14 protein-coding genes are annotated in these 15,144 nt (G+C 36.0%); 6 read left to right on the forward strand and 8 right to left on the reverse strand.

From position 1 onward, the window contains the following. Positions 1 to 299: redoxin domain-containing protein (locus ACH2CJ_RS13030; protein ID WP_394993276.1), on the reverse strand; the 299-nt coding region annotated here is incomplete at its 3' end. Between the two features lie 164 nt (positions 300 to 463). Here ACH2CJ_RS13030 and ACH2CJ_RS13035 point away from each other — a divergent pair. Beyond that, complete coding sequence (locus tag ACH2CJ_RS13035; protein WP_394993277.1) at positions 464 to 1,780, forward strand: Gfo/Idh/MocA family protein; 1,317 nt, start codon at positions 464 to 466, stop codon at positions 1,778 to 1,780. Between the two features lie 167 nt (positions 1,781 to 1,947). Here the strand turns inward: ACH2CJ_RS13035 and ACH2CJ_RS13040 are convergent, their stop codons facing one another. From ACH2CJ_RS13040 to aroQ, 4 genes are all read right to left on the reverse strand, one after another. After that, positions 1,948 to 3,240, reverse strand: coding sequence for a TolC family protein (locus tag ACH2CJ_RS13040; RefSeq protein ID WP_394993278.1), 1,293 nt, complete (start codon positions 3,238 to 3,240; stop codon positions 1,948 to 1,950). A gap of 103 nt (positions 3,241 to 3,343) precedes the next feature. Continuing rightward, positions 3,344 to 6,442, reverse strand: coding sequence for an efflux RND transporter permease subunit (locus ACH2CJ_RS13045; protein WP_394993279.1), 3,099 nt, complete (start codon positions 6,440 to 6,442; stop codon positions 3,344 to 3,346). Positions 6,443 to 6,658: 216 nt separating this feature from the next. Continuing rightward, positions 6,659 to 7,777, reverse strand: coding sequence for an efflux RND transporter periplasmic adaptor subunit (locus ACH2CJ_RS13050; RefSeq protein WP_394993281.1), 1,119 nt, complete (start codon positions 7,775 to 7,777; stop codon positions 6,659 to 6,661). Positions 7,778 to 8,070: 293 nt separating this feature from the next. Continuing rightward, entirely contained in the window at positions 8,071 to 8,502 is a 432-nt protein-coding gene (aroQ, locus tag ACH2CJ_RS13055) for a type II 3-dehydroquinate dehydratase (protein ID WP_394993282.1), read from the reverse strand. Between the two features lie 114 nt (positions 8,503 to 8,616). Here aroQ and xerD point away from each other — a divergent pair, with 114 nt between their 5' ends. The 5 genes from xerD (at position 8,617) to ACH2CJ_RS13080 (ending at position 13,416) form a co-directional block, all read left to right on the forward strand. Next, on the forward strand, positions 8,617 to 9,483 hold the full coding sequence (gene xerD / locus ACH2CJ_RS13060) for a site-specific tyrosine recombinase XerD (protein ID WP_394993291.1): 867 nt from the start codon (positions 8,617 to 8,619) through the stop codon (positions 9,481 to 9,483). Between the two features lie 52 nt (positions 9,484 to 9,535). Next, positions 9,536 to 10,465, forward strand: coding sequence for a 1-phosphofructokinase family hexose kinase (locus tag ACH2CJ_RS13065; RefSeq protein WP_394993283.1), 930 nt, complete (start codon positions 9,536 to 9,538; stop codon positions 10,463 to 10,465). A gap of 65 nt (positions 10,466 to 10,530) precedes the next feature. Next, positions 10,531 to 11,271: a hypothetical protein gene (locus ACH2CJ_RS13070; RefSeq protein ID WP_394993284.1), complete on the forward strand. Its 741-nt coding sequence runs from the start codon at positions 10,531 to 10,533 to the stop codon at positions 11,269 to 11,271. A gap of 50 nt (positions 11,272 to 11,321) precedes the next feature. Then, positions 11,322 to 12,164, forward strand: coding sequence for a pantoate--beta-alanine ligase (gene panC / locus ACH2CJ_RS13075; protein WP_394993285.1), 843 nt, complete (start codon positions 11,322 to 11,324; stop codon positions 12,162 to 12,164). Between the two features lie 70 nt (positions 12,165 to 12,234). Continuing rightward, positions 12,235 to 13,416, forward strand: coding sequence for a cytochrome-c peroxidase (locus ACH2CJ_RS13080; protein ID WP_394993286.1), 1,182 nt, complete (start codon positions 12,235 to 12,237; stop codon positions 13,414 to 13,416). A 41-nt stretch (positions 13,417 to 13,457) separates the two neighbouring features. Here the strand turns inward: ACH2CJ_RS13080 and ACH2CJ_RS13085 are convergent, their stop codons facing one another. The 3 genes from ACH2CJ_RS13085 to ACH2CJ_RS13095 form a co-directional block, all read right to left on the reverse strand. After that, on the reverse strand, positions 13,458 to 14,204 hold the full coding sequence (locus ACH2CJ_RS13085; RefSeq protein ID WP_394993288.1) for an NIPSNAP family protein: 747 nt from the start codon (positions 14,202 to 14,204) through the stop codon (positions 13,458 to 13,460). A 124-nt stretch (positions 14,205 to 14,328) separates the two neighbouring features. Next, on the reverse strand, positions 14,329 to 14,877 hold the full coding sequence (locus ACH2CJ_RS13090) for a VanZ family protein (protein ID WP_394993289.1): 549 nt from the start codon (positions 14,875 to 14,877) through the stop codon (positions 14,329 to 14,331). 102 nt (positions 14,878 to 14,979) lie between these two features. Then, a partial coding sequence (locus ACH2CJ_RS13095; RefSeq protein WP_394993293.1) for a DUF2200 family protein occupies positions 14,980 to 15,144 on the reverse strand: 165 nt, incomplete at its 5' end.

Genomic DNA, 15,144 nt, shown 5'->3' on the forward strand with positions numbered 1-15,144 from the left:
ACCGCTACACCTTTGCTTTTATAATCAACCACAATTTTCTTAATTCGGTCTTCATAAGCTTGTGCTGTGGGGCAGTGTGTGCATGTAAAAACTATGACTAAGGCCTTTGCCGAAGCAAAATCTTTAAGCGAATAAAACTTGCCATCGTAGTTAGGTAGTTTAAAATCAATTGCCTTTGAACCAATTGCTAAAGTAGGCGTTTCTTGGTGAGGAATGGCTTGGGGATGAGCCACAAACTTTGTCTGCGAGAAAGAAAAATAGCCAATTAATAATAAAAATAAGGTAAATAGAGGTTTCATAGAGTTTTGGTTGAATAAGAAATAATTATAAAGAATATTTATTGTCAAAATTAAACAAAAAATCAGTCAAATAATGATACTTTTATAGCGAAAGATAACAATAAATTGAAGAATTATGATAAATTTGTTCTTTAAAATCTTTCAACTCTATAACCCTTCAGATAATGAATTCAAATTTTTCTCGTCGTGATTTTGTAAAGACTTCGGCAGCAGCAGTAGGGGGTATCTCCATTGCTTCTTTGCCCATCGAAACTTATGCAAATTCTTCGGTAGACGATACACTCAAAGTTGCTCTTATTGGCTGTGGTGGACGTGGCACTGGTGCTGCTCTACAAGCACTTACTGTAAAGCAAAATGTAAAATTAGTAGCAATGGCAGATGCTTTTCGTGATAGAATTGACTCTTGCTATCAAAATCTAACCACCGAAAAAGTACCAGGCAAAGGTGTAAAAAATCGGGTAGATGTGCCAGAAGAAAGGAAATTTGTAGGATTTGACGGCTACAAACAAGCTATTGCTTTGGCTGACGTGGTTATCCTGACAACCCCTCCAGGTTTCCGTCCAATTCATTTTGAAGAAGCGGTTCGTCAAGGAAAGCATATTTTCATGGAAAAACCTGTGGCGACTGATGCACCCGGTATTCGTAGAGTTTTGGCAGCTGCTGAAGAAGCTAAAAAGAAAAATTTAAAAATCGTGGTTGGTTTGCAACGTCATTACCAGAAGTCATATATTGAAACCTACAAAAAGGTAATCGATGAAGGCGTTATTGGTGATATAGTAGCTGCTCGTTGCTATTGGAACAATGATGGCGTTTGGGTAAATGAGCGTAAAGCCAGCCAAACCGAAATGGAATATCAGATGCGAAATTGGTATTATTTTGTGTGGCTTTGTGGCGACCATATCAATGAGCAACACATTCATAATCTTGACGTAATCAACTGGTTTAAAGGTGGTTATCCTACTGAGGCTGTTGGAATGGGCGGTCGTCAGGTAAGAACCGATAAGAAATTTGGTGAAATTTATGACCATCATTATGTTGAGTTTAAATATGAAGATGGAATGATTTTATCGAGTCAATGCCGCCATCAGCCAGGAACTGTTTCTGATGTTTCGGAGCATTTGATAGGAACAAAAGGAAAAGCAACGGAAGGTAAAATATTTGATTTAAAAGGTAATAATATTTGGCGACATAAAGGTGAAGGTGACGGAAATCCTTATCAAGTAGAACACGATGTTTTGTTTGATTGTATCGTAAATAATAAGCCAATTAATGATGCCGAAAGAGGTGCAAAAAGTACCATGACGGCAATTATGGGTCGTATGGCTACTTATTCTGGAAAGAAAATTAAGTGGGAAGAAGCCCTAAATTCAGAGATTAATTTAATGCCAGATACCTATACTTGGGATACACTTCCAAAAACTCTGCCTGACAAAGACGGATATTATCAAATTCCAATGCCAGGTAAAACGAAAGTGGTTTAGAGAAGAATTATGAATTTGGGAATTGAAAAACTCGCACTCGTTTAAAAAAATAGCCCCTTGAAATTTTACCTTCAAGGGGTTTCTTTATTGTTTATAGATGAAGTATATTATGTTTTTAAAAATGGTAATCAGTAAGTTATGCGAGTAAAAAATCACTGAATTGAAGCCTATTTTACCAATTCACCGCTCAAACGCATAATAATCAATTCTGAAATTTTAATGTTATAGCGGGCATTTGTCAAACGATTCAATGAAGTATTAAGGCTTCGTTGAGCTTCGTTCAATTCTAAAATTGTTGAACCACCCAATTTGAATTTTTCTAAAGATATTTTCAAGTTTTCGTCTGCTACTTCATTGTTTTCTATCTCCAATTTCAACAATTCTTTGTCGGTTTGATATTGATTATAAGCCCTAACTATGTCTGACTCAATTTGCACCCATAAATCTTCCTCTTGCTTTCTGAAGATTTCAGTATTGATTTTTGAAACCTGAATTTGACGACGTGTTATTTCACCATTGAATATATTCCAAGTTGCAGCTAAACCAATATTCAAACCTACGTTTTGGTTATAAAGAAAAAGTCCTGCGTTGGATTTATTTAATGAGTAACCAAATGAAGAATTAAGAGTAACTCTCGGTAATTTCAAAGCAGCAACTTCTTTTTGAACTATCACACTAATATCGGTTGCTTTTTTTAAAAATTGTAAGTTTTTATTAGCTGTTCTTGACTGACTTTTTAGATCTTCAGTGTTGGAGTCGAACATGATTCCTACGAGTTCCTGCACGTCGAAATCAAGATTTGGCTGTCTTACAAGTAAGTTATTGAGACTTATTTTGGCATTCTTAAGAGCATTTTTGGCTTGTACCAATTGTGTAACCTGGGTATTAAGCTCAGTTTTTGATTGAAGGTAATCAAGTTTAGACCCTTTTCCAAACTGCCAACGTTGGTCAGTAATAGTTAATCTTTCTTCGTAGTATTTTATGACCGTCTGCAAAAATGCTACCGTTTGTTTTTGCCGCATCACTTCATAATATGCTTGCATCACATTGACAACAGTATTTTCCATCATTTGACGGGTCTGCAATTGACTTAGTTGACTTTGACCTTTCAAGCGATCGAGTGTTGCATACATCCTTTTTCCATCATATAGTGTCCAAGCCATTGATACATTGGAAGTGGGAGTATAGCTTTTTCCGAAACGATTTGTTTCTATTCCGTTTGAAAGTTTTTGATTTACTTCGTTGAAAGCAGTTCCCATATTAGCGTTTAAATCTACTCTGGGCATCATCCCTGCATTTCCTCTAAAAACCTGAACATCAGCTACTTCTTGTTGCAGTTTTGCTACTTTTATATCATAACTTTTTTCCAATGCAATGCCTATAGCATTCTCTAAAGTCAGTATTTCTTGAGCATTTGCAAAAACAGGCAATAGGAATAACAATAAAAAATATTTTTTCATAAACAATTGATAATCAGTGATTATTATGGGGACGTATCGCATACGTCCTTGCAGCGGACCTAATTTATATTGCGGGCGTATGCGATACGCCTCTACTTCTCATTTACACCAGCTCTGCCTCATTGGCAATTTCTTCGATTTGTTTCATGCGTTCAAAATTCTTTTTACGAGAAAGAAATGTATAAATCGCAGGAATTACATACAAAGTCAATACTAATGAAAACAAAAGCCCACCCATAATAACGATACCCATTGCCATTCTGCTTTTTCCTGCCGAACCTAATGCAAAAGCAATAGGTGATGCTCCCAGTACGGTTGCAAAACTGGTCATTAAGATTGGACGGAAACGCATGGATGCGGCTTCAATGGCTGCTTCTTTGATGTCCATGCCTTTTTCTCGCAATTGATTGGCAAATTCAACAATTAAAATACCATTTTTAGTAACCAAACCAATGAGCATAATCATACCGATTTGGCTAAAAATATTGAGCGTTTGATTAAAATACCACAACGAAAATACTGCACCTGCCACCGCCAAAGGTACTGTAAGCATGATAATAAAAGGGTCAACGAAACTTTCAAATTGAGCAGAAAGAATCAAATACACCAATATCAAAGCCAAAAGAAACATATAGATTGTGTTGGACGAACTTTCGGAGAAATCTCTTGACGAGCCAGATAAAGCTGTTCGGATAATATCATCACCAAATTTATCTCTGATTTTATCCATTGCTTTTATGCCATCACCAATGGTTTTACCAGGTGCTAAACCTGCCGAAACTGTGGCACTCATGTAACGATTGAAATGATAAAGCTGCGGTGGGCTACTTTCTTCGTTGATCTTAACGATATTGTCTAATTGAATGATTTCGCCACGATTATTTTTTACATAAGAATTTTTCAAATCTAAAGGTTCATCACGGTTTGCACGATCAAACTGTCCGATAACTTGGTATTGTCGTCCATTCATAGTAAAATAACCAAAACGTTGTCCTGCAAACGCTAATTGCATGGTTTGGGCAACATCAGTTACTGAAATACCCATACTTTTAGCTTTTTCACGGTCAATACTAACTTCGAGTTCAGGTTTATTAAATTTCAAATTCAAATCTGAAATCATGAAAGTTGGGTCTTTTGAAACTTCTTCCATGAATTTTGGCACATATTCACGAAGTTTTTCAAAATCAGGAGCTTGAATAACATACTGCACGGGCAAGCCACCTCTTTTATCTAATGCAATAGTTTCTTGTTGAAGTACAAATGCCCTTGCATCAGGCATTTTTTTTGTAATTTTAGTAATTTGGTCGGCAATTTGTTGTTGCGTTCGCTTTCTATCTTTTGGATCGTTCAATACTAATCTCGTAAAACCTGTATTTGCCGCCCCAGAACCCGAAAAGCCAGGTGCTGTCATGGTTACAATTGAGGTAGCTTCTGGAACTGAATCACGAATAGTTTTGCCCAATTTTTGGATATAATTATCGGTAAATTCGAAAGACGAACCTTCGGGTGCTGAAATTTGCAAACGCATTGCACTTCTATCATCGAGCGGAGCTAATTCTTGTTGAAGGTCTTTGCCGAAATACCAAGTCATAGCAAAAGTAAGTAATACCAAAGGAATTGCCACCCAACGGATATTCATAAAACTTGTTAAACGCTTTCTATATCCATTAATTACTCGTTCAAAAAATGGTTCTGTCATCTCATAAAAACGACTGTTTTTTTGATTTTTTCTAACCAAATAAGCATTCAGCATTGGTGTAAGTGTGAGCGAAACAAAAGCTGAAATCAATACGGCGGAAGCCAAAACGATTCCAAATTCTCTGAAAAGTCTTCCTACAAAACCTTCCATAAAGATAACAGGCAAAAACACTGATGCCAATGTGATTGACGTTGAAAGTACGGCAAACATTATTTCGTTCGAACCTTTAATTGCTGCCTCAATGGGCTTCATGCCTTGCTCAATTTTCTTGTAGATATTTTCAGTAACAACGATTCCGTCATCAACTACAAGGCCTGTTGCAAGAACTATGGCGAGAAGTGTAAGTACATTGACCGAAAAGCCAAACAAATACATAACAAAAAATGTCCCAACAAGTGACACGGGAATATCTATAAGAGGACGTATGGCGATAATCCAATCACGGAAAAACAAGAAAATGATAATAACAACCAATCCAATGGCAATCATCAAGGTTTCACCTACTTCTTCAACCGATCGTTTGATAAAAATGGTGTTATCAGACATCATTTCCATTTTGTAATCTTTTGGAAGCTCTTTTTTTATTTCGTCTAAACGATTATTTACTTGTTTTGAAATCTCTAAATAGTTGGCACCAGGCTGCGGAACAATTGCCAATCCGATTGACGGAGTGCCATTGATACGCATAATGGTTTCTTCATTTTCAGCACCGAGTTCGGCACTTCCTATATCTTTAAAACGAATTATTTTTTCACCTACAGTCTTGACTATCAGATTATTAAAATCTTCTTCGCCCTTAAATCTTCCAACAGTTTTTACAGTTAGTTCGGTATTATCTCCTGCTAATTTTCCACTTGGCAATTCTACATTTTCTCTATCGAGTGCTTGTTTTACATCTTGAGTAGTTACGCCTTGTGAAGCTAGTTTAGTGGGGTCCATCCACAGTCGCATTGAATACTTCTTCTGTCCCCAAATCATCACTTGGCTAATTCCTTGAATTGTTTGTAAACGTTGGGCAATGACGTTTTCGGCATAATCACTGATTTCCATGTGGCTTCTGATATCAGACTGCAACATCATGCTCATAATTGGGTCAGAATTGGCATCTGCTTTGGAAACCGTTGGAGGACCATCAATATCTTGAGGCAACTGCCGAACAGCACTTGAAACCTTATCACGCACGTCGTTGGCGGCAGTTTCCATGTCAACACCGATTTCAAATTCGATGGTGATTTGGCTTGAACCGTTATTTGAAGAAGAGTTAATAGATTTGATACCCTCGATTGCATTTAAGGATTTTTCGAGAGGTTCAGTGATTTGAGATTCGATAATATCGGAGTTGGCACCAACATAATTGGTACGAACCGAAACGACAGGCGGGTCAATGGATGGATACTCACGTACACCCAAAAATGTATAGCCAATAGCTCCAAACAAAATGATGAGTAGGTTCATCACTATGGCTAATACAGGACGTTTGATAGAAATGGTTGAAATTGACATTTTAGTCGATGGTCAATGGTCGTCAATAGACCGTAAATTTATTCGGTTTTGGCAATAGTCAATACTAAGTAAAATGACTAATATAGATTTACGAATAACGATTCATAGTTATTGTAAAATGCTTATAATTAAATAATTGATTTTGTTGTTGCCACAAAAATTTACCACAAAGTAAGCTTTTTGGAAATCTAATTTTATTTTGTTTTTAGCAATTAATTACTTGTTTGCTACTGTTTTTGCCTTCACTGGCGAATCCTTTTTCAATGCCATAATTCCACTCACTATTAGAGAATCACCAGCCGAAAGTCCTTTGGTAACTTGAATTCTTTTATCAGTACGTAAACCAGTTTCTACCATTACTTCGGCAGCTTTACCATTTTTTATGATATATACTTTTTTACCTTTCAAGATAGGAACAATGGCTTCGGTCGGAATCATAATTGCTTTTGAAATATCCAAATCAATAGTTACTTTCACAAACATTCCTGGAACGAGTCTATCCGATGGATTTTTAGCTAAGGCTCTGAGTTTTAAAGTACGGAGGTTTGGGTCAATTTTTGGGTCGATTGCTACAATATTTGCATAATAAGCATCTGCTTGACCTTCTACTTCAAACTTTATACCTCTGCCTACTTTGATTAGGGTTGAATATTTTTCAGGAACCGTAAAATCAACTTTAACTGGGTTTGTTTGTACGAGTGTAGCAAGACTTGTAGTTGGTGTAACATACGCACCTTGACTGACATTTTTTAAACCTACTTTACCTGTAAATGGAGCTCTAAGCACTGTTTTCTCAAGATTTGCTGCAATCAATTCTTTGTCGGCATTGAGCGTATTAATTTTATTTGCTGTAATCTCGTATTCTTCTTTACTTATGGCGTTGATGTCCAACAATTTCTTTTGTCGAGCTTCGGTTTGCTTTGCCAATTCTACTTCAAAGTTGAGTTTTTTGAGTTGAGCTTGCAAATCGGTATCTTTTATTTTTGCAATCAATTGACCAGCAGCCACTCGGCTTCCTTCTTTTATATTGAGGGTAATAATTCTGCCCGATGCTTCGGCTCTCAACTCAATTTCTTCATTCGGAAAAATTGTACCCGATGAGGTAACAACATTATCAAGGTCGCCAAAACTTGCTACATATACATTGACACTAATCGGAGGCGTAGAACCTTGCATTCCACCTTTTTCGCCTTTCCCTTTTTCGCCCGATTTAGATGCCGATGGGTTTGCTCCACCACCGCCTTTTTCACCACCAACATCAGGTTTTTTGAATAAGAATATTTTGCCAAGTACCAAGACCGCAACAACAGCAATAATTATAATAACTGTACGCATAGTGAGTATTTACGATTTATTTAATTAGATAATTATACGATTAAAATATTGTTTATTTAATCGAATTAAAAAATCAAAAATTTGAGGGTTTCTTTAAAGATTATTATAATAAGTGTAACAATTTAACACAAAAATATACTTAACTGTTACTAATGTAAAAGTAATTATATAGCTATTAAATAAATAAGCGACATATACGTAATTTCTGCCGACTATTTAAGGAAATGTAGGTTTCGAGAAGTATTGATAATTACTAAAGATATAGATTAAATAGAACGAATATGATAGTAAGCCTAATCCAAAAAATACCTTACAGCCAATTCATAACCTTTTAGCCCAAGACCCGTAATCATACCTTTACAAACCTTAGTCAAGTACGAATGATGGCGAAATGCCTCACGGGTGTGAATATTCGAGATATGCACTTCAACAGCTGGCGTTTTTACCGCCGAAAGTGCATCGGCAATGGCAACTGAAGTGTGCGTATAAGCTCCTGCATTTATAACAATACCATCAAATTCGGTATAACCGTAGCCAATTTCATGGATTTTATCAATAATCGTTCCTTCGTGGTTCGACTGGAAATAATGTAGCGTTATATCAGGAAAAATCGTCTTTAATTCTTCAAAATATTCTTCAAAAGTCAAATTTCCATAAATATGTGGCTCCCGTTTACCCAAAAGATTAAGATTGGGTCCATTGATAATGACGATATTTTTTGACATAAGATGAAAGTATAAAGATAAAAGACTTATTTTGCCATAAAATTAATGTTTTCTTTTGTGAATTGGCAAATCTACATTCAGCATTTTAAAAATTACCTTCGATTGGAGCGTTCAATGTCCGAAAACTCTATTGAAGCATACGTACGTGATGTTCAAAAGCTTAGTCAATTCGCCGATATTGCCGAGCATAAACCTTCTCCCGAAACAATAAACGAACGAGATATTCTTGATTTTTTGGAATATATTGGCAAATTTGGCATTTCGGCAACTTCACAAGCTCGAATTTTATCTGGAATAAAATCGTTTTACAAATATTTATCTCTCGAAAATCTCATTCAAATTGACCCAACGAATTTGATTGAGTCGCCAAAAATTGGTCGAAAATTGCCTGATACATTGTCATTCCCTGAGATTGAAAAAATGCTCGAAATTATCGATCATTCTACGCCCGAAGGTACACGTAACAGAGCTATTTTGGAGGTTTTGTATAGCTGTGGTATGCGGGTATCGGAGTTAATTGATTTAAAATTGACCAATTGTTATTTTGATATTGGCTTTGTGCGGGTTTTCGGGAAAGGTCGGAAAGTTAGACTTGTACCTATCGGTCGAGATGCCATTAAATATACTAAGATTTACTTTGAAACTGTGAGAAATCAGCAAGATGTTAAGCCCGAATCGGAAGATGTAGTATTTTTGAATCGCCGAGGAAATCAGCTCACAAGAGTCATGATATTCTTAATAATTAAGGACTTGGCCGAGCGGGCGGGCATTCATAAAAACATATCACCTCATACCTTTAGGCATTCTTTTGCAACACATCTTATCGAAGGTGGAGCCGATTTGCGAGCCGTACAAGAAATGCTTGGGCATGAGTCAATCACATCCACCGAAATTTACACGCATTTGGATAGGGTTTTTTTGCAAGAAACAATGAAAAGTTTTCATCCAAGAGAAAGTAGGAAGTTAATTTTGAATGAATAATCTTTCATTGCAACAAGTCTATTATATCATTCGCACATTCAAAATTAATATTATGACACAAATAGTTACACTTACCGTCAATCCAGCGATTGATAAAAGTACCAAGTTTTCGGGTTTAGTAGCCGAACAGAAAATTCGTTGTGAAGAACCCTCTTTAGATGCTGGTGGTGGGGGTATAAATGTTTCGAAAGCTATTTCTCGCTTGGGTGGAAAATCGTTAGCAGTTTTCACGGCTGGAGGTTCTTCGGGTAAACTCTTACAAGACTTGTTGAAAAAGGAATCTATTGATTATCAGGCTATTGTAACTAAAAATTCGACAAGAGAAAATTTTATTGCAGTTGATATACTTACCAATTCTCAATATCGTTTCGGAATGCCAGGAGCTGAAATTTTACCCAAAGAAGCTTCTGAAATATTGAAACAAATCGAACAATTAAAACCAACCTATTTGGTAGCAAGTGGCAGTCTTCCGACAGGGCTTGGCGATGATTTTTATGAAAAAGTAGCTGCTGTTTCTCGTAAAATAGGGTCAAGACTAATTGTTGATACATCGGGCGAACCACTCAAAATGGCAATTGATGAAGGGGTATATTTGCTAAAACCCAACGTTGGCGAACTGGCAAAATTAGTAGGGGCAAATACCTTAGAAATAGACCAAGTTGATGAAGCTGCTCGTGAAATTATCGCTAAGGGTGGCTGTGAAATTGTAGTTGTTTCGCTTGGGCCGCAGGGAGCAGTTTTGGTTACGAAAGATATTTGTGAGCATATTCCTGCACCATCTGTCCAGAAAAAAAGTACCGTTGGAGCGGGCGATAGCATGGTTGGTGGAATGGTTTGGGCTTTATCAACCAAAAAATCAATGCAAGAAATGCTCCGTTGGGGCGTAGCTTGTGGCTCGGCAGCAACTATGAACGAAGGTACACAGTTATTCAAAAAAGAAGATGCCGAAAGACTCTTTGTCTGGCTTCAAAAATATAAATAAAGTACAATGGATTTCTATCAAGTTTTTATAATTTTTATTAATAAATTGATTGTCAATACTTTACGATGAAAAATAAATGTATTTTAATATTTAGTCTGCTGTTTTTTAGTACCAATATTTCGGCACAAATTATTCATTCTCACAATGATTATGAGCAGAAACAACCTTTTTTTGTTGCTTATAATTTAGGTTTTGATTCTATCGAAGCAGATTTGTATTTGAAAGACGGCGAATTGTATGTGGCTCACGACTGGAAAAATATAACACCCGACCGAACACTCAAAAGTCTTTATCTTGAGCCTTTATTGGCAAAAATTAATGAAAACAAAGGTTTTCCTTATCCAAACAAAAAGCCTTTGCAGCTTTTACTCGATTTGAAAAGAGATGGTAAAGAGATTTTGAAAGTATTGTATGCACAACTAAAACCGCATGAAAAAGAACTTCGCCACGTCAAAATTGCCATCAGTGGAGATATGCCTCCACCCGAAGATTTTGCGAGTTTTGATAAAATGTTTTTCTTTGATGGCAGAAAAAACTTAATTTATTCTAAAAAAGCCTATAAAAAAGTAGCTTTAGTGAGTGCCAGTTTTTTAGATTTTGGCAAATATTGGGCAGGAAAAGAACCTTTATCTGACGAAACTTTTCAAAAAATCAACACTTTTGTTGAAGAAATTCACACCAAAGGAAAAAAAGTAAGAATCTGGGGAACACCAAATACAATTTTAGGTTTTGAAACTCTTAAAAAGCTAAAAATTGATATTATCGGCACTGACGATTTAGAGCTTTTGGCAAAATTCAAACAGTAGCACAATCGCTTCGGCTACCCCATTTCTAAATTGTGCCAAACAAAAAAGATATGCTTATTTTTAATACAATTTCAGAAACTCAAGATTATCTAAAAAGTCAACAAAAAGCGGGCAAAAGTATTGGTTTTGTACCAACAATGGGTGCTTTACACGCGGGGCATATTTCGCTAATTGAGCGTTCGAAAGCAGACAATGATTTGACTGTTTGTAGTATTTTTGTGAATCCAACGCAATTTAATAATCCCGAAGATTTAAAGAAATATCCACGTACGCTCGGAAAAGATTGCGAGATGTTACTACCTGCTAAATGTGATGTGGTTTTTGCTCCATCTGCTGAGGAAATGTACCCAAGTTTGCCCCAATTACGAATAGATTTTGGCACTTTAGAAACCGTCATGGAAGGTAAATTTCGCTCAGGGCATTTTAATGGCGTGGGCATTGTAGTTAGTAAACTTTTCAATGTAGTAAAGCCCGACAAAGCCTATTTTGGCTTGAAAGATTTACAACAAGTGGCAGTTATTCGTCAAATGGTGCGAGATTTGAGCTTCGATTTGGAGGTCGTTCCTTGTCCAACTTTACGAGAAACTGATGGTTTGGCAATGTCTTCCCGCAATACTCGTCTTTCGGTGGAAGCACGAGCTTTAGCTCCGCAAATCTATAAAGTGCTACATCTTGCTAAAAAGAAATTAGAAACAGGAGCATCTACAAAAGAAACCCAAGAGCTTGTAAATCAGCACTTTAGCAATTATCCTTCGTTCAGCTTGGAATATTTTGAAGTGGCCGATTATGATACTTTAAAGCCAATCTTAGCTAAAAATGAAACTGGTAAAACAGCCCTTTGCATTGCGACTTTTTTGGGAGGAGTAAGGCTAATCGACAATATTGTATTTTGAAAACTGACCAAAATCATGTTAGTAGTCTTTATTAGCTCGTATTTTTGATTGAAACTCTACCGACAAAGATATGTCCCGACAGATTATTAGTTTTATTTTAGCTTTTATTTTGTTCGTTTGGTCGTGTTCACAACCTACTACAACCGAAACAAAAACTTCAAAACCTCAGCCCGATGCACTCAATGTTTTAGCGGCTTTACCTTTTGAAGTGCCTGTTCCTAAAGATAATCCGATTACAAATGAAAAAGCCGCTTTAGGGAAACTACTATTTTTCGACCCGATTCTTTCTGGCAAAAAAGATGTGGCGTGTGCTACTTGCCACCATCCCGATTTTGGTTTTGCCGAAAGCCTCGAAATTTCGATTGGTGCCAATGGAAAAGGCTTGGGTAGTAAGCGAGATTTTGTTTCTCCAAACGACATTCCTTTTGTTAAACGAAATTCTCAAACAATAATCAATACAGCCTTCAACGGCCTTACAAAAGATGGAGGAATTGAGGCTTCAGAAGCACCCATGTTTTGGGATTTACGGGCCAAAAGCCTTGAAAATCAATCACTTGAACCAATAAAGGCTTTTGAAGAGATGCGTGGACACGCTTTCAAAGAAGCTGAGATTTTGGATAAAATCATTGACAGAATCAAGCAAATTGATGAATATCAACGGCTATTTAAGCGGGCTTTTGGAGGTAAAAATGCCATCAATAAACAAAATTTAGGAAAAGCAATTGCAACTTATGAGCGAACAATTGTTTCCAATAATTCGAGATTTGACCAATATATGCGAGGTGATGAAACTGCACTTTCACAAAACGAAATTGATGGAATGATGGCTTTTCTGAAATCAGGGTGTTCAAAATGCCATAATGGGCCAATGTTTTCTGATTTCAAAACACATACTTTGGGTGTAGCAGACAACGAAAAACTGAGTTCTTCGGACGATGGTTTTGAGAAAAAATATGCTTTTCGTACAGCTTCATTACGAAACCTCCGATTTACTTCGCCTTATATGCACAGTGGTAAACTAAAAACACTTCAAAATGTATTGGAATTTTATGAAGATTTATCGGGCGGGCAAATTAAAAATCCGAAAGTAAAACCGCATCAATTAGACCAGTTGATTGATGAATTGAAACTGGATTTTCGAGATATTTCACCGATTGTTGAGTTTTTGGGTACTTTAAATGATGAAAAATACGATAGAAGTATTCCTGAAAAAATTCCGAGTGGATTGAAAGTTGGAGGAAATATTCAATAAAATCTGCCTCCAACGATGAAGCAGATTTTATTGAAAAAACTTTATTTAATCGTCGAGAAATCAGTAGGTGTCATGTAGATAGATTCAACTTTTTCTACAATTTTGCCATTTTTCTCTGATTCATCACGGGCTTTTATCCACTTCAAATCTTTTCTAAAAGCATCAAATGAAGCTTTTCCTGCGTCTTCGCTTTTGTGAGCCAAAATATAAAACAATTTTGCCTGCGTTCCTTCTTTTTCAATCGTTTTAAAATAAGCAATATTGTCCATGCCGTGTTTCTTGAAAAGTTTTACCGTATGGTTTCTAAATCTTGCCAACACATTGTCAATATTATTTGGCGTAGCCGTATAAGTTCTTAGCTCAAAAACTCGCTCGGGTGTTTTTTGTTTTGCTTTCACTTTTGGCGAAAAATCGGTCAAATTCATGAAAGTTGAGACAACTTTTGCTACAATTTTGCCATCTCTTTGCGACTCTTCACTCACTTTTTTCCATTCTGGGTCGGCACCAAATGCTTTCCACGAAGCATCACGAGCTTCTTTACTTGGGTATGAAAGAATGTAATAAAGAGCATTTTGCTCATTATTGATGGGTGTCCAATAACCAATATTTGTCATGCCGTGGCGTTCAAAAATCTTAGTTGTATGGTCTCTAAAACGAGTCAATAAATTAGGAAGTCGCCCAGGTTCGCAGAAATAAACACGCATTTCGTAGTAACGAGTATCTTGCTTTTGTGCAAAAAGAAGGTTGCTTAAAACCATAGAGGCAACAATTAGAAGTATTTTTTTCATTGTTTTTAATTAAGGATTGAATTTTAAATGGCAAAGTTATTCCTTAGAACGATAGCTTGATGAATTTTGTTGATTTTTTATTTTTTATGAACATCCAATTTCCCTAAATTCTTGAAATAAAAATTTACCTTCTGAACATCAATAGTTTATTTATTTTTAGATACAACAGCAATGAAATTATTAAGATTGTTCCTATGGTTGCAATGATGTTTATAAATTTTTGAGCATTATGAGTATTTTTGAATACTTTTTCGCTTCCTTTAAATAGTACCAATCCAATTATTCCGCCAAAGGTATTATTGATTATATCGGTAATGTCGAACGCTCCAATTCTCAAAACAAATTGCATGGCTTCACAGGTAAAACTCACTAAAAAAAATGAGAAAATCTTACGGGTAATGCTTAGTTTTTTAAATAAAATTCCAACATACAAACCTAACGGTATAAAAATCAAGATATTCAAAAATATTTCGTTAAAATCAATGCGGCCATTATAGAGTAATGGTTCACGAAAAGGAATGAAGTTCACATTTCGTGTTCCTTTATACGAAAAGGAAATATTTAATTTGAGGACAATAATCCAAAATAATGTAGCCAGATAAATAACTAATAATAAGGCAGTTAGCTTGTTTGTAAGTGTATTGTTTCTACTCCAATATTTTTGTAAGTTCATGAGATTATACAAGTGAGTTTTGGTAGATATTGTTTAATTATTTAGTTTATAAGTATCCCCAAAAGTAATTCTTATGACCAACCTATATTTTAACAAAACACACTACGAACTCCTCAGAATCTTCTCCATCTTTTTGCCCTTCGCCAGTTCATCTACTAACTTATCTAAAAACCTAACTTTTTGTGTCAAAGGATTTGCTATTTCCTCTATACGATAACCGCATATCAGCCCCGTAATGAGATGAGCATTAGGGTTTAATGTAGCATT

Source organism: Emticicia sp. (assembly GCF_043780375.1).
Taxonomy (GTDB): domain Bacteria; phylum Bacteroidota; class Bacteroidia; order Cytophagales; family Spirosomataceae; genus Emticicia.